Annotated in this window: 18 protein-coding genes; 10 read left to right on the top strand and 8 right to left on the bottom strand. The window is 69.7% G+C overall.

Annotated features, from left to right (window positions below):
• Positions 1-7 precede the first annotated feature (7 nt).
• The gene (locus Q344_RS0116025) at positions 8-2,245 is read right to left on the bottom strand and encodes a xanthine dehydrogenase family protein molybdopterin-binding subunit (RefSeq protein WP_028287639.1); all 2,238 of its coding nucleotides are present in this window, start codon (positions 2,243-2,245) and stop codon (positions 8-10) included.
• Between the two features lies 1 nt (position 2,246).
• The gene (locus Q344_RS0116020; protein ID WP_028287638.1) at positions 2,247-2,708 is read right to left on the bottom strand and encodes a (2Fe-2S)-binding protein; all 462 of its coding nucleotides are present in this window, start codon (positions 2,706-2,708) and stop codon (positions 2,247-2,249) included.
• A gap of 233 nt (positions 2,709-2,941) precedes the next feature.
• Between Q344_RS0116020 and Q344_RS0116015 the strand changes: the two genes are divergently transcribed.
• Positions 2,942-4,177: an aspartate kinase gene (locus Q344_RS0116015; protein ID WP_028287637.1), complete on the top strand. Its 1,236-nt coding sequence runs from the start codon at positions 2,942-2,944 to the stop codon at positions 4,175-4,177.
• 99 nt (positions 4,178-4,276) lie between these two features.
• Here the strand turns inward: Q344_RS0116015 and Q344_RS24200 are convergent, their stop codons facing one another.
• Positions 4,277-5,041, bottom strand: coding sequence for a hypothetical protein (locus Q344_RS24200; protein WP_051630692.1), 765 nt, complete (start codon positions 5,039-5,041; stop codon positions 4,277-4,279).
• A 68-nt stretch (positions 5,042-5,109) separates the two neighbouring features.
• On the opposite strand from Q344_RS24200, the gene Q344_RS25195 reads away from it, so the two are divergent.
• Together Q344_RS25195 and ptsP are read left to right on the top strand one after the other, a co-directional pair.
• Positions 5,110-5,556, top strand: a complete 447-nt coding sequence (locus tag Q344_RS25195) for a MarR family winged helix-turn-helix transcriptional regulator (RefSeq protein ID WP_051630690.1) — start codon at positions 5,110-5,112, stop codon at positions 5,554-5,556.
• Between the two features lie 93 nt (positions 5,557-5,649).
• A complete protein-coding gene (gene ptsP, locus Q344_RS0116000) occupies positions 5,650-7,893 on the top strand; it encodes a phosphoenolpyruvate--protein phosphotransferase (protein ID WP_028287636.1) in 2,244 nt (747 codons plus the stop codon).
• Positions 7,894-8,173: 280 nt separating this feature from the next.
• On the opposite strand, the gene Q344_RS0115995 is transcribed toward ptsP, so the two are convergent.
• Positions 8,174-8,938, bottom strand: a complete 765-nt coding sequence (locus Q344_RS0115995) for an EcsC family protein (RefSeq protein WP_028287635.1) — start codon at positions 8,936-8,938, stop codon at positions 8,174-8,176.
• 51 nt (positions 8,939-8,989) lie between these two features.
• A complete protein-coding gene (locus tag Q344_RS0115990) occupies positions 8,990-9,475 on the bottom strand; it encodes a GNAT family N-acetyltransferase (protein WP_028287634.1) in 486 nt (161 codons plus the stop codon).
• Positions 9,476-9,555: 80 nt separating this feature from the next.
• Between Q344_RS0115990 and Q344_RS0115985 the strand changes: the two genes are divergently transcribed.
• The 3 genes from Q344_RS0115985 to Q344_RS0115975 all read left to right on the top strand — a co-directional run bounded on the left by Q344_RS0115985 (position 9,556) and on the right by Q344_RS0115975 (position 12,312).
• The gene (locus Q344_RS0115985; RefSeq protein WP_028287633.1) at positions 9,556-10,161 is read left to right on the top strand and encodes a flavin reductase family protein; all 606 of its coding nucleotides are present in this window, start codon (positions 9,556-9,558) and stop codon (positions 10,159-10,161) included.
• Between the two features lie 88 nt (positions 10,162-10,249).
• Positions 10,250-11,353 carry an endonuclease/exonuclease/phosphatase family protein gene (locus tag Q344_RS0115980; protein WP_028287632.1) on the top strand — a complete coding sequence of 368 codons (1,104 nt, stop codon included), beginning with the start codon at positions 10,250-10,252 and terminating at the stop codon, positions 11,351-11,353.
• An 89-nt stretch (positions 11,354-11,442) separates the two neighbouring features.
• Positions 11,443-12,312: an S-methyl-5'-thioadenosine phosphorylase gene (locus Q344_RS0115975; RefSeq protein ID WP_028287631.1), complete on the top strand. Its 870-nt coding sequence runs from the start codon at positions 11,443-11,445 to the stop codon at positions 12,310-12,312.
• Positions 12,313-12,319: 7 nt separating this feature from the next.
• Here Q344_RS0115975 and Q344_RS0115970 read toward each other — a convergent pair whose 3' ends face one another.
• Entirely contained in the window at positions 12,320-13,054 is a 735-nt protein-coding gene (locus Q344_RS0115970; RefSeq protein ID WP_156954718.1) for a hypothetical protein, read from the bottom strand.
• 336 nt (positions 13,055-13,390) lie between these two features.
• Between Q344_RS0115970 and Q344_RS0115965 the strand changes: the two genes are divergently transcribed.
• The 3 genes from Q344_RS0115965 to Q344_RS0115955 all read left to right on the top strand — a co-directional run bounded on the left by Q344_RS0115965 (position 13,391) and on the right by Q344_RS0115955 (position 15,277).
• Positions 13,391-13,924, top strand: a complete 534-nt coding sequence (locus Q344_RS0115965) for an adenine phosphoribosyltransferase (RefSeq protein ID WP_036539354.1) — start codon at positions 13,391-13,393, stop codon at positions 13,922-13,924.
• A gap of 85 nt (positions 13,925-14,009) precedes the next feature.
• A complete protein-coding gene (locus Q344_RS0115960; protein WP_028287628.1) occupies positions 14,010-14,681 on the top strand; it encodes an SDR family oxidoreductase in 672 nt (223 codons plus the stop codon).
• A gap of 179 nt (positions 14,682-14,860) precedes the next feature.
• The gene (locus tag Q344_RS0115955; RefSeq protein ID WP_051630688.1) at positions 14,861-15,277 is read left to right on the top strand and encodes a hypothetical protein; all 417 of its coding nucleotides are present in this window, start codon (positions 14,861-14,863) and stop codon (positions 15,275-15,277) included.
• 1 nt (position 15,278) lies between these two features.
• Here Q344_RS0115955 and Q344_RS0115950 read toward each other — a convergent pair whose 3' ends face one another.
• Together Q344_RS0115950 and Q344_RS0115945 are read right to left on the bottom strand one after the other, a co-directional pair.
• Complete coding sequence (locus Q344_RS0115950; RefSeq protein ID WP_028287626.1) at positions 15,279-16,697, bottom strand: FAD-binding oxidoreductase; 1,419 nt, start codon at positions 16,695-16,697, stop codon at positions 15,279-15,281.
• A gap of 66 nt (positions 16,698-16,763) precedes the next feature.
• Complete coding sequence (locus tag Q344_RS0115945; RefSeq protein WP_036539353.1) at positions 16,764-17,612, bottom strand: MBL fold metallo-hydrolase; 849 nt, start codon at positions 17,610-17,612, stop codon at positions 16,764-16,766.
• A gap of 217 nt (positions 17,613-17,829) precedes the next feature.
• Here Q344_RS0115945 and Q344_RS0115940 point away from each other — a divergent pair, with 217 nt between their 5' ends.
• Positions 17,830-19,416, top strand: a complete 1,587-nt coding sequence (locus Q344_RS0115940) for a SulP family inorganic anion transporter (protein WP_370283855.1) — start codon at positions 17,830-17,832, stop codon at positions 19,414-19,416.
• Positions 19,417-19,604 lie beyond the last annotated feature (188 nt).

Here is a 19,604-nt window from a genome sequence, read left to right as displayed (position 1 = left end):
GTGGCCCTCAGACGAATTGCACATGGCGGCTGAACGGCATCTCGCGCAGACGCGTGCCGGTCAGCGCGAAGATGGCGTTGGCGAGCGCCGGGGCCGCGGGCGGCACCGGGGGTTCGCCGATACCGCGCAGCACGGGGTTGTCCTCGAGCACGCGCACGTGGATCTCGGGGCACTGGTGCAGCCGCATCCCCTCGGCGTCGTGGTAATTGGTCTGCTGCGCCATGCCGTCGGAATAGGTGATCTCGGAGTTCATCGCGTGCCCGAGGCCCCAGACCACGGCGCCCTGCACATGGTTTTCGATGTTCACCGGGTCGATGACGGTGCCGGGATCCGCGACGACCCAGACGTTCTCGATCCGGATCCCGGAGCCGGTTGCGGCGACCTCCACGATCTCGGCCACGGGAACGCCGAAGCTCTCGACCAGCGCGACGCCGAAACCCCGCCCCGGTGCGGGCGCCCGGCCCCAGCCGGCCATGTCGGCGGCGGTCTCCAGCACGCGGCGGGCGACCGGATCGTCGATCAGGCGCAGCCGCTCGGCCACCGGATCGGCGCCGGCGGCATGGATCAGCTCGTCGAGGAAGGTCTCCAGGAAGAACCCCCCGCAGGAGGCCCCGACCGAGCGCCAGGAGGAGACGGGGGCGAGGCCGCGCGCCTCGAAGGCGCGGACGCGGAAGTCGGGCAGGGCGTAGGGCGCGTTCCAGATGCCGGCCGCCATCTGCGCATCCGGCCCGTTCACCGCGTATCCCAGCCGTCCCGCCTGCGACGACATGATCGGCGCGGCCGCGACCGAGATGTCGAGCGCCGTCACCCTGCCGTCGGCCACCTTGCCGCGCGCCCGGGCCATCGCGATATGGCGGGGGAAATCCTGCGCGAAATCCTCCTCGCGCGAATAGGTCAGCTGCACCGGCACGCCGCGGCGCCGGTTCGCGATCTCGGCCGCGATGCGGACCTGCGCGGCCTCGAGCCGGTGCCCGAAGGAGCCGCCGGCATAAAGGTTGTGGACCCGCACGTCGTCGGACGCATGGCCGGTGACGCCGCCCACGACCGATTGCAGGAAGCGCGGGATCTGGGTGGCGGTCCAGACGTCGGTGCTGTCCTCGTTCACCCGCACGACGGCGGTCAGCGGCTCGAGCGGCTGGTGCGCGACATAGGGCGCGCGGAACTCGGCCTCGACCACCTCGCCCGAGGCCAGCCTCTCCTCGGAGGCGCCGTCGTTGCGCCAGACGGCGTTCAGCGGACCGTCGGAGAACGCGCGGGCGACGATGTCCCAATGCTCCGACTGCTCGGCGGGGTAGTCTGCGGGCCCCCAGTCGAACCGGATGGCATCGAGCGCGCGGAAGGCCCGCCACGTGTTGTCGGCGATCACCGCCACGCCGTCCGTGACCTCGACGATCGCCACGACGCCGCGCATCCCCTCGGCGGCACTGGCGTCGTAGGAGATGAGCCTGCCGCGCCGGGGGCTTGTGCGGACGGCGGCGTGCAGCATGCCCTCTGCGGTGAAGTCGATGCCGTAGAGCTGCGTGCCGGTCGATTTCGCCACGATGTCCAGCCGCTGCGTCGGCTTGCCGATGTAGCGCCAGAGCGCCGGGTCGCGCAGCGGCGTGCCCTCGACGGGCGCGATCTGTCCCGCGCGGGCGGCAAGGCCGGTGTAGGGGATCGCCGTGCCGTCCGGCAGGATCACCTGCCCCGCCTCGGTGCGCAGATCGGCCACCGGCACGCCCGTCTCGACCGCGGCGGCGGCCTTCAGCGTCTCGCGTGCCATGGCGCCGGCCTCGCGCAGCTTCACGAAGCTGTCGGGCGTCGAGCTCGAGCCGCCGGTGCCCTGGAAACCCAGCACCTTCATGATCGTCCCGGCCGCGGCCGAGGCATAGGCCGGGGGCACCGGCGTCGTGGCCGAGATCCCGGCGCCGACCTCGTCGGCCATGGCGGTGTTGTAATAGGCCGCGGCGGGCGGGCCGAAACCGGTCACGAACTGACCGGGCTCGAGGTCCATCTCCTCGGCGATCAGCAGCGCCTGCATATGCGTCGCGCCCTGCCCGATGTCGGCATGCGGGGTGATGAGGGTGATCGTCTCGCCGTCGATCCGGACCCACGGGTTGAAGGTCGCCGCGCCCGGCCCCAGACCGGCGGCGAGCGGATTGGCCGGCGGACGGCGGACGACATAGGCGCCGAAGGCCACGCCCCCGGCGATGGCGGTGGCGCCGACAAGCAGGCTGCGGCGGGTGATGGTGCGCGCGCGTCCCATCTCAGGCCTCCTTCATGGCGGCGCTGGCGGCACGGATCGCGGCGCGGATGCGGGGATAGGTGCCGCAGCGGCAGAGGTTGCCGCTCATCACGCGGTCGATCTCGGCCTCCGTCGGGTCGGGGCTCATGTCGAGCAGCCAGGCCGCCTGCATGATCTGCCCCGCCTGGCAATAGCCGCATTGCGCGACCTGTTCGTCGATCCACGCCTTCTGGACCGCGTGCAGCGCCTCGGGCGTGCCGAGCCCCTCGATGGTGGTGACCTCCGCGCCCTCGGCGGCGCTGGCCGGAACCTGGCAGGACCGGACCGCCAGCCCGTCCATGTGCACGGTGCAGGCGCCGCATTGCGCGATGCCGCAGCCGTATTTCGTCCCGGTCAGGCCCAGTTCGTCGCGGAGCACCCAGAGCAGCGGCATGTCGCCCTCGACATCCACCTCGGCTTCCTGCCCGTTCACGATCAGCCGCATGGCGCGTCTCCTCTGCCTGGCGCCGGGCCCGGGGGGCGGCGCGGGGTGCCCTCGCCGCCATGCTACCCGCTTCGCGCCCCGGTGCCACGCGGGATCTGCACGCCCTCCCGCGTGACGCCGCGACCGGCAGGCCGCACCGCGCGACATAAGGCCCGCAGCCCTGCGGAGCATCTTGCACGCCCCCTGCGTCCCGCGTAAACCGCCCGGCAATTCGGTTTCCGGGAAAGTTCTCAATGCCCGTTCTCGTCATGAAGTTCGGCGGCACCTCGGTCGCCAATATCGACCGCATCCGCCGTGCGGCCAAACGCGTCGGCGTCGAGGTGGCCAAGGGCTACGACGTCATCGTCATCGTCTCGGCCATGGCCGGCAAGACCAACGAGATGGTCGGCTGGGTCGGCGAGATCTCTCCGCTCTACGATGCGCGGGAATACGACGCCGTCGTCTCCTCGGGCGAGAACGTGACCGCGGGCCTCATGGCGCTGGTGCTGCAGGAGATGGACGTGCCTGCGCGGTCCTGGCAGGGCTGGCAGGTTCCGGTCAAGACGACCTCGGCACATTCCTCGGCGCGGATCGAGGAGATCCCCACCGACAACATCATGCAGAAGTTCGGCGAGGGCATGAAGGTCGCCGTCGTCGCGGGCTTCCAGGGCATCTCGCCCGAGGGGCGGCTGACGACGCTGGGCCGGGGCGGATCGGACACCACCGCGGTGGCCTTCGCCGCCGCCTTCGGGGCCGAGCGCTGCGACATCTACACGGACGTGGACGGGGTCTATACCACCGATCCCCGGATCAGCTCGAACGCCCGCAAGCTGGACCGCATCGCCTTCGAGGAGATGCTCGAGCTCGCCTCGCTGGGCGCCAAGGTTCTGCAGACGCGCTCGGTCGAGCTTGCGATGCGCTACAACGTGAAACTTCGGGTTCTGTCGAGCTTCGAGGAAATGGACGACAACGCCGGCACGCTGGTCTGTGCCGAGGAGGACATCATGGAATCCAAAGTGGTCAACGGCATCGCCTATTCCCGCGACGAGGCCAAGATGACGCTGATCTCGGTCGCCGACCGTCCGGGCATCGCCGCCGCGATCTTCGGACCACTGGCCGAGGCGGGCGTGAACGTCGACATGATCATCCAGAACATCGCCGAGGAAGGTCGCACCGACATGACCTTCTCCTGCCCCGTCGACCAGGTGCTGCGCGCCGAGAAGGCGCTGAACGCGGCAAAGGAGAGCGGCGCGATCAACTTCCACGACCTCGTGGCGGACAAGAACGTGGCCAAGGTCTCGGCCGTGGGCATCGGGATGCGGTCGCAGTCGGGCGTCGCGGCGAAGATGTTCAAGACGCTCTCGGACGAGGGGATCAACATCAAGGTCATCGCGACCTCCGAGATCAAGATCTCGGTGCTGATCGACCGGAAGTACATGGAGCTTGCGGTGCAGGCCCTGCACGACGCCTTCGAGCTGGAGAAGGCGTAACCTCGCGCCTGGCGGCCGGGCCGACGCCCGGCCTGCGGGGGGCGGCCGCGTCGCGCGCCCCTGTCTCGTCGGGCAGCATTCTCCGGCGCCCCGGGGACCTCACGCCAACCGGTACAGGACCGGGACCGCTGCCGTCCGGTTCAACGCGAACGCGCGCAGCACGAAGCTCCGGAAGCTCGGGCGGATGATCAGCGCCGGAAGGATGTCCCGCAGCCGGTCCCAGCGGCAATGGTTGATCACGCTCTGCGGGATCGCCTCCCCCGCCTGAGGCACCAGCAGGGTCGAATTGTCGAGGCCGGTCTTCTCCTGGAACCAGCCCGCCGTATGCTCCCAGACCGCGAGGTTCCGCGCGCGGCTCTCGGCGATGAAGTAGTTGAACAGGAACACCCCCGGCCGCTCGTGATCCACCGCCCCGATCCGGCGCCCGTTCACCGCAAGCGCGACATCCGCGGCCCGCGCCTCGGCGCGGAGCTCCGCCATCAGCCCCTCCGCCGCCGGCCCGTCGCGCCACGCCCGCGCCTCCGCCTCCGTGGCGAAGGCCGCGAGCAGCACCGCGTCGTAGGGGCGCACGACGATGTCCGGGCGCTGCGAGAGGTAGTCGCCGCGACCGGGCGGGACGGCGAGGGCCTCGAAGACCACCGCCTCCTCCGCCGCCGCCTGGCGCAACGCCGCGGCCGCGGCCTTCAGCCGGGCCAGGGCGCGGCGTTTGGCAGCACTTTTCAACCAGAAGAAGAACGGCGGGCGGTGATCCACCTCGGCCCCGATCCAGAGGTAGATCCGCCGGTCCGGCGCCACGAGGGAGACCTTCCGGAAACACCCCTCCTGCCCGGTCGTCACGAGGGCTGTCTCTTCGCCGCCGTCCATGCTAGGTCTCCGTCTGTAAGTGCATCTGCAATATGTGCATATGCACATTAAGAGTCAAGGAACGCGCCATGTTCGATTTCGCCGCCACCCTGCCGCACTGGATCAACCGGCTGTCCTTCCAGATCCGCGCCACGGCGCAGGCGGGATTCTCCGAGGCCGGGCTTGACCTTGCCCCCGAGGAATGGGCGGTGCTCATGGTCCTCTGGGGGCGCGGGCCGCAGCGGATGACCGACCTCGCCGCGGTGACGCTCCGGGACCGGACCACGGTGACGCGGATCGTCGACCGGATGGTGAAGAAGGGCCTCGTCCTCCGCCGCGCGCCGGACGAGGACCGGCGGGTCGTCGCCATCGCGGCCACGGAGGCCGCCGATGCCCTCCGCCCGAGGGTCCTGGCGGTCATCGAACCGCTCATCGCGCAGGCAATGGCGGGCATCCCTCCCGAAGCTGCCGCGACGGCGCTCTCGGTTCTGCGGCAAATCTCGGCCAATCTGGAACCCCCTTCACCCTCCGGTTGAGTTTCCGCACTCTCCCCGGCCTTAGCCGTTTCGCTTCAGCGTCACATGTGCTCTAGTCGGACCGGCACTTTCGACAGGACTTCACCCCGCGCCATGACGGACCGACATCAGACCGACAGCCGCCAGTTGCTCGGCCGCCTGCGCGAGGTGATGGCCGAGGAAGCCACCGGCCAGACGCGGCTCGACCAGATCACCCAGCTCATCGCCTGCGAAATGAACACCGAGGTCTGCTCGATCTACCTGTTCCGCGATTCGGAGACGCTGGAGCTCTGCGCCACCGAGGGCCTGAAGGCCGAGGCCGTGCACCAGACCCGCATGCGGCTCGGCGAGGGGCTCGTCGGGCGGGTGGCCCGGACCGGCAAGGCGGTGAACACCGCCGACGCGCCGAAGGAGCACGGGTTCCGCTACATGCCCGAGACGGGCGAGGAGATATATTCCTCCTTCGCCGGTTTCCCGATCCAGCGTCTGGGCGAGAAGCTGGGCGTGCTGGTCGTGCAGTCGAAGACCGCCCGGCAATATTCCGAGGAAGAGGTCTACGCGCTCGAGGTCGTCGCGATGGTGCTGGCCGAGATGACCGAACTCGGCGTCTTCGTCGGCGAGGGCGCGGCGCTGTCGGCCCGGCACAAGAACCCCGTCGCCTTCCGCGGCGCGACCGGGCAGGAGGGCACGGCCGAGGGGCATGTCTGGCTGCACGAGCCGCGGGTGGTGGTGACGAACCCGATCGCCGACGACCCGGTCCGCGAGACCGAGCGACTGCGCGAGGCGGTCGATTCCCTGCGTGTCTCGGTCGATCAGATGCTCGAAGGCGTGGCCGGCGCGGATGCCGAGCATCGCGAGGTGCTCGAGGCCTACCGGATGTTCGCCAATTCCCGCGGCTGGCTGAAGCGGATGGAGGAGGACATCGCCGTCGGCCTCTCTGCCGAGGCCGCGGTCGAGAAGGAGCAGTCCATCGCCCGCGCCCGGATGGAGACGGCGAGCGATTCCTACCTGCGCGAGCGGCTGCACGACCTCGACGACCTGTCGAACCGGCTGCTGCGCATCCTCACCGGGCAGGGCAAGGAGACGGGCGCCGAGATGCCGGTGGACCCGATCCTCGTCGCCCGCAACATCGGCCCCGCGGAGCTGCTCGATTACGGCCGCCTGCTGCGCGGCGTGGTGCTGGAAGAGGGCTCGGTCGGCTCGCACGCGGCCATCGTCGCGCGCTCCCTGGCGATCCCGCTGGTGATCCACGCCGAGCGGATCACGACCGAGGCGCTGAACGGCGACCCGATCATCGTGGACGGCGACGCGGGGGTGGTGCACCTGCGGCCCGAGGACACCATCGTCACCGCCTTCCGCGACAAGATCGCCATGCGGGAAGAGGCGCAGGAACGCTATGCCTCGATCCGCGACACGCCGGCGGTGACGCCCTGCGGGCGCCGGATCGCGCTGACGATGAATGCCGGGCTGATGGCCGACCTGCCCTCGCTCGAAGGCTCGGGGGCCGAGGGCGTGGGCCTCTTCCGGACCGAGCTGCAGTTCCTGATCCGCAACAAGATGCCGACCCGGACCGAGCTGGCCGCGCTCTATTCGCGCGTGCTCGATTCCGCGGGCGGGCGGCGGGTGGTCTTCCGCACCCTCGACATCGGCTCGGACAAGGTGCTGAGCTACATGAAGCCCACCGACGAGCCCAACCCGGCGCTCGGCTGGCGCGCGATCCGCGTCGGGCTGGACAAGCCCGGGGTGATGCGGATGCAGCTGCAGGCGCTGATCCGGGCGGCCAAGGGGCGACCGCTGACGGTGATGTTCCCCTTCGTGGCGCAATATGACGAATACCGCGCCGCGCTGGCCGAGGTCGACAAGGCGATGGACCGCGAGCGCATCCTCGGCCACCCCCTGCCCGAGTCGCTCGAGGTCGGCGCGATGCTCGAGACGCCGTCACTCGCCTTTGCGCCGACCCAGTTCTTCCGCGACGTGGACTTCCTGTCGATCGGGGGCAACGACCTGAAGCAGTTCTTCTTCGCCGCCGACCGCGAGAACGAGCGGGTCCGCCGGCGCTACGACACGCTCAACGTGTCGTTCCTGACCTTCCTGGAGAACATCGTGGAGCGCTGCCGCGAGACCGGCACGCCGCTGTCGTTCTGCGGCGAGGATGCCGGTCGGCCGGTGGAGGCGATCTGTCTCGCCGCGATCGGCCTCGACGCACTGTCGATGCGCCCGGCCTCGATCGGACCGGTGAAGTCGCTGCTGATCCGCACGAACCTCGCCGAGCTGCGCGAGGTGATCCACAAGGCGCGCGAGGAGGGCCACCAATCGGTCCGCCCCGCCGTCATGGAATGGCTCAAGACCCAGGGGTGAGCCGCGATCCGGCCGCCCTGCGGCCGGCGGAACGTCCAGTGGACGTTCCGAGCGGCGAACGGGCGGAGCCCCGGGGCGAGCCGCCGCGCGGGCGGCGCCCCGGGGAAGACCTTCGCCTGACAGGCGCTGGCGCAGGCCGCGACCGATGTCCGCGGGCGGGGCCTCGGCCCTGTTCCGCCCCATGACCAGCGCGCGTGATTTCCGCAATCACCACCGGGTCACGTCCGCGCGCCCCGGCAAAGCCGGACCGGCGCACAGGCCGAACCGTCGGCCCGGACGGTCAGGCCGCCTTCACCCGTGGCCGTTCGATCCGCACCCGAAGGTGCTCCACCAGGTCGTCATGCGGCAAGTCGGCCTCGATCGCGAGCCGTCTCAGCCCGAAATGCACATGCGCCATCTCGTTGTAATAGCTGGTGAAGGCATAGTTCGTCGCCGCCCCCGCCATGGCGCCCAGCACCGGGACGGTCTGGGCGGCCAGCTTCTGGCCGAGCACGGTCGCGAAGCGCGGCGCGACGCGGGTGATCATCGCGCGCACGGTCCCCCCCGAAAGCGCCATGCGGGATGTCAGGAACCCGAGGTCCGCCCCCTCGCCCCGGCCCAGCGGACCCGCGGCGGCGAAGACCTGGATCACGTCGAACTGCACGTTCTCGGATTCGGTGTCGAAACCGTGCTCGGCCGCGACGCCCTCGATGATCCGCAGGAGCACCATCGTGGTCACCGGGATCTCGGCCATCGCCGTCGGCAGGCCGCCGAAGCCCCCCGCCGCGCCCATGGCCGTGGTGAAGGCGCTGTTCAGCCAGTCGGGCTGGTCCTTCAGCATCCCGCGCGAGCCGTGCGCGGTCCGCATCCCGGCCGCGAGGGCGACCTCGGTCGCGCGGTCCAGCCGGCCGCGCAGCTCCTTCGGAAGGCGGTCGATCAGGCTCTCGGCGGTCACGCCGATCACGTTCAGAACCTGCATGCCAAGCCCGCCGGCGCGCTTGTAGCGGCGGGCGAGCATGTCGAGTTCGGCCTTGACCGGCTGCGGCAGTTCGGGGGTGTCGTCCATGGGATATCCTCGGGCAAACGCCCTTAGAACATCGTCCCCGGGCGCGGGATTTCAATAGGGACGTTCCACCGTGCCCGTCACGCCGGCCCATGCGCCGGGCGTCAGCTCCAGCCCCAGGACACGGTCCGGGTTGGTCGGCGGCGGCATCAGCACGCCCTCGAGCCGGGTGAATCCGAAGCGGCGGTAATAGGGCTCGTCGCCCACGAGCATCACCCTTTCCCAGCCCCGCGCGGTGCCGAGCGCCAGCGAGTGCCGGATGAGTTCGGCCGCCAGCCCCTCGCCCTGACGGGTCGGGTGAACCGCCACGGGGCCCAGCAGCAGCGTCATCCGGCGCCCCACCCGGACCGGCCAGTAGCGGATCGCCCCCGCGAGGGTTCCGTCCCCGTCGCGCGCCACGCGGGACAGCTCTGCCACCTGCGGCACGTTCTCGCGCAGGCGGTAGGACGACAGGGCCGTCCGTCCGGGCGCGAAACACAGGTCGAAGAGCGCCTCGACCTCCCACCAATCCTCGGGCGCTTCCTGTGCGAAGGTGTACACCGGCCTGCCTCATCTTGTTCTGGCCAAGGGGCCTAGCATGACGCTATCAGCGGGGCAAACACACACCCGGGGAGACACTTTTGTTCTACGAACCGAAAGACGGCCACGGCCTGCCGCACAATCCGTTCAACGCCATCGTCACGCCGCGTCCGATCGGCTGGATCTCGACCCGCGACAGCGACGGCCGCGACAACCTGGCCCCCTATTCCTTCTTCAACGCCGTGGCCTACGTGCCGCCGCAGGTGATGTTCGCCTCGACCTCGGCCAAGGAGGACCGGGACGGGACCAAGGACAGCGTCGCCGTGATCCGCGAGACCGGGGTCTTCTGCGTGAACATCGTGGAATACGCGATGCGCGACGTCATGAACGTCTCTTCGGCCGGCTTCCCGGCGGGCACCGACGAATTCGTCGAGGCCGGCATCGAGAAGGCCGAGGCGAAGACGGTGAACTGCCCCTACGTGGCCGCCGCCCCCGCCGCGCTCGAATGCCGCCTGACCGAGATCGTGAAGCTGCCGGGCGAGGCCAACTTCACCGTCTTCGGCGAGGTCACGGGCGTCCACATGCGCGACGACTGCCTGCGCGACGGGATCTTCGACGTGACCACCTACCAGCCGCTGACCCGCCTGGGCTATCGCGACTACGCGAAGATCTCCGAGCTCTTCAGCCTCAAGCGCCCGGACGACTGACCGGCGCGGGGTCCGGAATACCCCTATTCGCCCCCGGGGGCATCGCGTCTAGACTGGCGGCACGGACCAGCTGTCAGAGGAGGGCGCGATGCCCAACATGCGCGACCTGTCCTTCGCCACGATCAACCTGCTGAACCTGCAGGTGCCGGGCGGGATCACCTACGACACCGACCCGCCCCTCCCCGACACGCCCGAGGGGCAGGCGGAATACCGGATGCGCCTTGTCTGGCTCGCCGCGCGCCTGCGCGAGATCGAGGCCGAGGTCATCGCCTTCCAGGAGCTCTGGTCCGCCCGCGCCCTGCGCGACCTGTTCGAGGAGGCGCGCCTGCTCGACCGGTACGACCTCGTCGCCCGCGACGCCCCCGGCCGGGGACGCCCGCAGGTGGCGCTGGCCGTGCGCAGGGACCGCCACGGCGAAAGCCAGCTTCTGCCCGGCGCGGAGTGGATCGCGGACTTCCCCGCGGATTTCACCTTCGACGGCCTGCGCGAGACCCAGGGCGCGCAGGAGGAGATCACCGTCACGATCGGCCAGTTCTCGCGCCCGGTGCTGCGGGCCCGCATCCAGTCCGAAGGGACGTCGCCGACGCCGCCGCCGGTGACGATCTACGTGGCGCATCTGAAATCGAAGGGTCCGAACCGCCTGTCCTTCGCGCGGCCCCTGCCCGTGGCTCTGGCGCGCTACGCCGAGCTCACTAGGGCGGCGACATCGCACATCCGGCGGGTGATGGAAGCCGCCGCGCTGCGCGCGCTGCTGGACGAGACGATGACCTCGGTCGAGGAGGACGACCTTTCCCCCACGGTGGTGATGGGCGATCTCAACGACGATTCGCTGAGCGTGACGACCGAGCTCGTCACCGGCGCGCCGCCCTACCGGCTGTCGTCGAAATCCCGCGCCGGGGGCACGTCGGACAAGGGGCTCTACACGGTCGAGCGGCTGCAGCAATACCGCTCGCTCCGGCACGTCTATTACACGCATATCTTCGAGAACAAGCGCGAGAGCCTCGACCACATCCTGGTGTCCGAGGAGTTCTACGACCACTCCCGCAAGCGGCGCTGGAGCTTCCGGGACATGGAGGTGGTCAACGACCACCTCAACCGCGAGAGCCATCAGGCGATCGGGGCCACGGATCACGGCATCGTCCGGGCGGTCTTCGACTGGAATCCGCTGCCCGATCCGGCGTCGACGGCCTGAGCGCCGCGAAATCGGCCCCCTGCGGGCCGGGGGCGATTGCCCCCCGCGCGCGCTGCGATAGGATCGCCCCGAAACGACAGGGGCAGAGCATGACGCATATCGGGATCATCGGCGGATCGGGGCTTTACGAGATCGAGGGGCTGGAGGGCGCCACCTGGCAGGAGGTCGAGACCCCCTGGGGCGCCCCTTCGGACGCGATCCTCACCGGCACGCTGGAGGGCGTGACCCTGTCCTTCCTGCCGCGTCACGGGCGGGGGCACGTGCACAGCCCGACGGATGTCCCCTATCGCGCCAACATCGACGCGCTGAAGCGGATCGGGGTGACGGACGTGATCTCGGTCTCGGCCTGCGGGTCCTTCCGGGAAGAGATGGCGCCCGGCCATTTCGTCGTGGTCGACCAGTTCATCGACCGGACCGTGAACCGCGAGAAGAGCTTCTTCTCGGCGGGCTGCGTGGCCCATGTGTCGATGGCGCACCCGACCTGCCCGCGCCTCGCCGAATATTGCTTCGAGGCCGCGGAGGCCGCCGGCGTGACGGTCCACAGGGGCGGCACCTATCTGGCGATGGAAGGTCCGCAGTTCTCGTCGCTCGCCGAAAGCCGGATGTACCGCGAGAGCTGGGGCGCCGACGTGATCGGCATGACCAACATGCCCGAGGCCAAGCTCGCCCGCGAGGCCGAACTCTGCTACGTCACCGTGGCCATGGTCACCGATTACGACAGCTGGCACCCGGACCACGGGGCGGTGGACATCACCCAGATCGTCAACATCCTTCAGGGCAACGCGGTCAAGGCGCGCGACATGCTTGCCCGGCTGCCCGCCCTCGCCGGCGCGACGCGCGCGCCCTGCCCGCATGGCTGCGACCACGCGCTCGACTTCGCGCTGCTGACCGCGCCCGACAAACGCGACCCTGCGCTGGTGGCAAGGCTCGACGCCGTCGCGGGCCGCGTCCTGGGCTGAGCCTCCGTCAGTCGAGCGCGATCTCCCGGATCAGCCCGATCCTGGATTTCGCCCGCACGTCGAAGGTGAACCCGCTCTGCCCGACGCATTGCTGCGATTTCGGCGCGATGGCAGCCGTGTTGAGCCCGGGGCAGAGCGGTTCGAGCGCCGAGAGATCGTCGAACTCGTAAGGCGCCTCGCGGAAGGACAGCCCCATCGTCCGGCGCTTCAGCAGCGGCCCGGTGGGGCTGGTCACAAGCTCGGTCTCGACCAGCGATTTCTCGACCACGCAGGCGATGCTCCGGGCTTCGACCACCGCGCGGGCGATCCGGCAGAAGCACGCCGTGTCCAGCATCTCCTCGAAATCGCCCGAGACGCGGTTCACCTCGCCCACGAAGGGCAGCATGTCCGAGAAGGGCAGCGGCGTCGCTTCGGTCACCGGCACGCCCAGCACGCCCTGCATGTTCCGCACGAAGGCGATGAACTTCTCCTGCGAGCGGTCGACGATGTTGTAATAACCCGATTGCACCTCGGTCGAGAGCCGCTTGGCGGCGGGCAGCCGCGACGGGCAGAGCACCGAGAGGATGCGCTGCCCGTCCGGCGAGACCTCGATCACGTCGCCCGCCTCGAAGGGCTCGGCGACGACATGGCGCTGCATCTCGTGCTTGATCGAGACGTCCATCTTGCTGACGCCCATCAGGAACGAGAACGCGACCAGGGCGGCGACGAAACTCGCCAGCGTTATCATAAATGTCCGCAGCATGGTCGCGCCCTCACCTGGGGCAGCAGACGCCGGGGGCGCAGCGGTAATGCTTGTCGGAACAGCCGTCGTCCGCGCGCAGGGCGGGTGCGGCAAGAAGCAGAAGGAGCGGAAGCAGATATCTCATGGCGAATGGACCTTGAATGGAATGATCTGGGGGTCTTGCGCGGGGCTAATGGCCCGCGGGATCGTCTGGAATGGGGCACCATACCACCTTTGGTTGAGTCGATCAAATTTCGACAACCGGTCGCCCCGCGCAGGCTGCCGGAATTCCGCGTGGACTTTGACCGCGCCTCGTGGGAAGGAATGCCCCGACCCACGGAAAAGCAACGGATCCCCATGTCCGACGACCTGCGCGACTACATCCGCACCATCCCCGACTTCCCGCACGAGGGCATCCTCTTCCGGGACGTGACCACGCTCTTCGCCGACCCGCGCGGCTTCCGCATGGCGGTCGACCGGCTGGTCGCGCCCTGGGCCGGGCGGCGGATCGACAAGGTGGTGGGCCTCGAGGCGCGCGGCTTCATCCTTGGCGGCGCGGTGGCGCACCAGCTCTCCTGCGGCTTCGTGCCGGTGCGCAAGGCGGGCAAGCTGCCCGCCGCGACGCTCTCGCGCAAGTACCAGCTGGAATACGGCGAGGCCGAGGTCGAGATCCACGACGATGCCATCGCGGCCGGCGAGACGATCCTGCTGGTCGACGACCTGCTCGCCACCGGCGGCACCGCCGAGGCCGGGATCGCGCTGATCGAACAGCTGGGCGGGGTGATCGCGGGCTGCGCCTTCATCATCGACCTGCCCGAGCTCGGCGGCCGCAAGCGGCTCGAGGGTCTGGGCATGACGCTCCACACGCTCTGCGCCTTCGACGGGCTCTGACGCCGGGACAGCGCGCGCCGTCCCTTGCCTTCGCCCGTCCCGGGGCCACCCTCCTGCCCGAAACGCACAGCACAGGAGGCCCCCCATGGCACGCACCCTTCTCATCACCGGCGCCTCGTCCGGCATCGGCGCGGCCACCGCGCGCGAGGCGGTGGCGCAGGGCTGGAACGTCGCGCTCGTCGCGCGGTCGGCCGACAAGCTCGAGACACTGGCGGAGGAACTCGGCGACCGGGCGCTCGCGATCGAGGGCGACGTCACCGACCTTGCCGCGGTCGAGGACGCCGTCGCCCGCACCACGGCGCAGTTCGGCGGGCTCGACGCGGCCTTCGCCAATGCGGGCCGCGGCTTGAAGACGGCCGGGACCGAGAAGGCCGACCCCGACGATCTCCGCGGGCTCATCGAGCTCAACATCCTCGGCCTGCTGCACACCGCCCGCGCCGCCCTGCCCGAGCTGCGCAAGACGAAGGGGCACCTCGTCCTGACCGGCTCCGCCGCGGGTCGCCGCCATATCGCGGGCTCGGTCTACGGGGCCACCAAATGGTTCGTGCACGGCTACGGCGGCAACATGTCCGAGGAGATGCGCGAATGGGGCGGCCGCTGCACGGTGATCGCGCCCGGCATGGTCGACACGCCCTTCTTCGACGAGGCCAAGCCCGACAAGCTGAAGCCCGAGGACATCGCCGAAGCGGTCCTCTTCGCGCTCACCCGCCCGGCCCATGCGGACGTGCGCGAGGTCTTCGTGATGCCCACGGGCTGACCGCCCGCTTCCTCTTGCCGGAAATATCCCCGCGCGGCGCGCCATGTCCGGGGCGCGGGCTCGATGCCCGCGCCCCGGACATTCCCCGGGCGCCGCCCCGGGGGCGGCGCAACGGGCTTGGCAGACTCACCGTTTCGCGCGATCCTCGCAGGATCCCCGTCGGTGCAGGAGCCATCCCCATGCCCAAGCCGCTGCGTCACATCCTCGCCCCCCTCTGCCTCGCCGCCGCGATTGCGACGCCGGCGGCCGCCCACCAGCCCGGAGACCTCCGGATCGAACTCGATCCGGTGGCGGGCACCGCGACGATCGAAAGCAGCCTGACCGGCCACGCCACCGCCGATTACCACTTTGGCGGCCGCAGCGGGCAGACCATGAGCGCCGATGTCGCCGTGATCGCGGGCGAGGGTCCGGTCTTCTTCGACGTCCTGCCGCCGGGCTCGGATTACGAGGCGATGTTCGTCGGACGGACCCAGGGCCGTGCCGGCCGGATGAGCCTGGCCGAGAGCGGCGATTACACCCTCCGGCTCTACCTCTGGGGCGACGCGCGCGAGGGCGGCCGCACGGTCGGCTACCGGCTGCGCGTGGCCCTGGACTAGCTCAGCCCGCGGCCAGCACCGCGCCGGGGTTCATGATGCCGTTCGGATCGAACAGGCGCTTGATCCCGCGCATCAGCTCCAGCCGGACCGGATCCCCGTAGCGCTCGAGTTCCCCGACCTTCAGCCGCCCGACGCCATGCTCCGCGCTGAACGAGCCGCCGAGCGAGACGACGAGGTCATGCACCGCCTCGTAGATCTCGGCCGTCCGGGGCATGTAGGCGTCGCGCGTCTCGCCCTTCGGCGGGAACAGGTTGTAATGCAGGTTCCCGTCGCCGAGGTGGCCGAAGCAGTTGATCCGGAACGGTCCCAGACCGGCCACCAGCTCCGCGCCGCGGCGGATGAAGTCCGGTATCACCGACAGCGGCAGCGAGACGTCGTGCGAACAGACGCCGCCGATCTCGCGATTGGCGAGCGGGATCGTCTCGCGAAGGTCCCAGAGCTCGGCGCGCTGGCCCTCGGACTGGGCGATCACCCCGTCCGAGACGAGGCCCTCCCCGGCCGCCGCCTCGAAAAGCGCCATCAGCGCCTCCTGCGGGTCGTTGCCGCGGGCGAGCCCGACGTCGATCAGCACCATCCACGGCGGCGCCGGTGCGAAGGGCCGCTTCACCTGCGGCATCGTCTCCTCGAGGAAGTCGAGCCCGGTGCCGTCGATCAGCTCGAAGGCCGAGACGCCGTCGCCCAGCTGTCCGCGCGCCAGCGACAGGAGGCTCAGAGCCGCCTCGGGGCTCTCCACCACGAGGATCGCCGTGCCCTGTTCCGGCGGCACCGGCGCAAGCTTCAGCGCCGCGGCCGTGATCACGGCCAGCGTGCCCTCGGACCCGATCAGAAGGTTCCGCAGGTCATAGCCCGTGTTGTCCTTCCTGAGCCGCGTCAGGCCGCTCAGCACCCGCCCGTCCGGCAGCACCGCCTCGAGCCCGAGGCAGAGCTCCCGCGTGTTCCCGTAGCGCAGCACGTTCACGCCGCCCGCGTTGGTGGCGAGGTTGCCGCCGATCCGTGCCGTGCCCTTGGCGGCCAGCGACATCGGGAACAGCCGATCGACCTTCTCGGCCGCGTCATGCAGATCCTGCAGGATCACGCCCGCTTCCGCGACGATGACGTTCTCCTCCGGGAAAACCTCCCGGATCCGGTTCATCCGCTCCATCGAGAGGACCAGCGGCGCGGCACCGGCGCCGATCACCTGTCCGCCGACCAGCCCGGTGCCGCCGCCATAGGGGACCACCCGGACCCGGGCCTCGTTCGCGGCCATCAGGATGGTGCGGACCTCCTCCACGTCGCCGGGGGCGAGCACCAGCCCGTTCGGAGAACTCCAGCGGCCGCGCGGTTCCTCGAAATAGCGGGGCTCGGCCTCGCGGAAGGCCTTGGGCGACAGGCGGTCGCGGAGGGTGTCGGCAAAGGCCGCATCGGCAGGGGCATGGGTCATGGCGCCGACAGTATCACCGGCGCCGGCGCGGTAAAGACCGTGCCGCGCGCCGTCACGGATGCGGTGTCACTCGGGCTCCGTCAGGGGCCGCGGCCGGAGGACGATCACCGTCGGACGGGACGGCAGGTCGCGCAGCGAGACGGTCAGCGCGCTCCGCCCGTCGTCGACGATCTCGAACTGGTCGGACACGCCTTCGAGGAACCAGCGCAGCGACGCGTCCGAGAACCAGTGCATCGGCAGCACCACCGAGCTTTTCAGCCGCTCCACCACCCGCGTCATCGTCGGCAGGTCGAGCGTCATCCCCCCGTCCACCGGCGCCATCAGCACGTCGATGCGGCCGAGCGCGGCATATTGCTCCTCGTTCGGCTCGTGGTGCAGGTGGCCGAGATGGCCGATGCACAGGCCCTCCACCTCGAAGATGAAGATCGAGTTGCCGTTCTCCTCCACCCCGCCCATGGAGCGGATGTCGGTCGAGACATTGCGGATCAGCATCTCGTCGAGGTCGAGGTAATGGTCGGCCGCCTCTCCGTAGGTCTCGGACCAGCCGTTGAGCGCGTGCGGGATCGCGGGATCGGGCGCGCCGGTCCAGTGGCTGGAATGGGCGTGGTTCATCGTGACCACGTCGGGGATGAAGTCCACGTTGCCGTGCCAGCCGTTGTAATCGGTGATCGCCGAGACCCCGCCGGGCGTCTGGATCAGGAACATCGAATGATCGATATAGCTGATCCGGGCCGAGAACTCCGGCACCGGATCGCGGAACGAGGCCTTGTGGATGAACTCCACGCCCGGCGTCGCATCCGCGATGGCGATGCAATGGCTCAGGCGGCGGCCCTCGTCCTGCGCGAGCGCGGGCAGGACAGGCACGGCGAGAGCAAGGGCGACGGTCTTCAGGGTCAGGCGCGGGCGACGGATCATGGCGGACCTCCTCGGGCCAGCTTAGCAGGCCCGGGAAACCGCGCGGTCACGATCCTGCGAGTTCGGCATGGGAGGCATGCGCGACACACATGTCGGGTTTCTGCGACGCAGCGTGGCTTTCCGGGCAGTTTTTCGTTAAGGGGAGGGTTCAATTTTCCCAGACACCGGACGCCTTGTGACCCGCGCAGCCTTTGCCGCCTTCGCCAAACGTATCGACATGCCCGATCTCAGGATCGCGCCGACCGGACGCCTGACGCCGGGCGGTATCCGCACCGAGCTGCTCTCGGGGCTGACCGTGGCCCTCGCGCTGGTGCCCGAGGCGGTGGCCTTCGCCTTCGTCGCGGGGGTCGAACCGCTGGTCGGGCTCTACGCCGCCTTCCTCGTCGGGCTCATCACCGCGCTGATCGGCGGCCGGCCCGGCATGATCTCGGGCGCGACGGGCGCGCTGGCGGTGGTGATGGTGGCGCTGGTGGCGGAGCACGGGGTCGAATACCTCTTCGCGACCGTGGTGCTCATGGGCATCCTGCAGGTGCTGGCGGGCGTGCTGAGATGGGGCAAGTTCATCCGTCTGGTGCCGCACCCGGTCATGCTGGGCTTCGTCAACGGGCTCGCCATCGTGATCTTCATGGCGCAGCTCACCCAGTTCAAGGTGCCCGGCACGGCCGAGGCCGAGGGCCATGGCATGGGCGGCGGCGAATGGCTGTCCGGCCCGCAGCTCTGGCTGATGCTGGGGCTGACCTTCCTGACGATGTTCATCATCTGGGTCACACCGCGCATCACCCGGATCATCCCCGCGCCGCTCATGGGCATCGGCATCACCGCCGCGCTCGTCATCGGCTTCGGGCTGAACGTGCCGGTGGTGGGCGATCTCGCCTCGATCGAGGGCGGGCTGCCGTCCTTCCACATCCCGATGGTGCCGCTGAACCTGGAGACGCTCGAGATCATCCTGCCCTACGCGATGATCCTCGCCGCCATCGGCCTGATCGAAAGCCTGCTGACGCTGAACCTCGTCGGCGAGATCACCGGCCAGCGCGGCGGCGCCTCGCAGGAGTGCATCGCCCAGGGCACCGCCAACGTGGTCACCGGCTTCTTCGGCGGCATGGGCGGCTGCGCGATGATCGGGCAATCGATGATCAACGTGAACTCGGGGGGCCGGACCCGGATCGCGGGCGTCGCGGCGGCGGTCTGCCTGCTGCTCTTCATCCTCGTCGGGTCGTCTGTGATCGAGCTGATCCCGCTGGCCGCGCTCGTCGGCGTGATGTTCATGGTGGTGATCGGGACCTTCGCGTGGAACTCGATCAAGATCCTCGCCAAGGTGCCCACCACGGATGCCTTCGTGATCCTGCTGGTGACCGTGGTCACCGTGCTTTCCGACCTCGCCGTGGCGGTCGTCGTGGGCGTGATCGTCTCGGCGCTGGCCTATGCCTGGAACGCGGCGAGCCGGATCGGCGCCAAGAGCTACGTCACCCCCGAGGGCGCCAAGGTCTACCAGCTGCGCGGACCGCTCTTCTTCGGCTCCTCCGACGGCTTCGTGGAGCTCTTCGACGTGAAGTCCGACCCGACCGCCGTCATCATCGACTTCGCCGACAGCCGCGTCGTGGACCAGTCCGCGCTGCAGGCGATCGAGGCGGTCGCCGCGAAATACGAGGCGGCCGGCAAGCGGGTGCAGCTCCGCCACCTTTCGCGCGACTGCCACAAGCTGCTGACCCGCGCCGGGCACCTGATGGTCGACAGCGACGACGACCCGGAATACGCTCTCGCGGTGGATTACGGCGTGCGGACGGGGATCCTCGGGGGGCACTGAGCCCCCTGCCCCGCGGGAGGCGTGACCACGGCTGGCATAAAGCGCGAGGCTCGAAGGTTGCGAAGCGCCATCCCACGGGCCGGCGCTTGTCCGTCTTTCGCTTGGCGGCGACGGCGGATGGTGCGTGCAAGCACGCACCCTACGGCAGCGTCCTTGATGCGGCGACCTCGAAGGTCAGGTGTAGGCCG

Source organism: Pseudooceanicola nanhaiensis DSM 18065, from assembly GCF_000688295.1.
Classification (GTDB): domain Bacteria; phylum Pseudomonadota; class Alphaproteobacteria; order Rhodobacterales; family Rhodobacteraceae; genus Pseudooceanicola; species Pseudooceanicola nanhaiensis.
The sequence above is the reverse complement of the archived record's forward strand: the minus strand, read 5'-3'. Positions and strand labels throughout refer to the sequence as shown.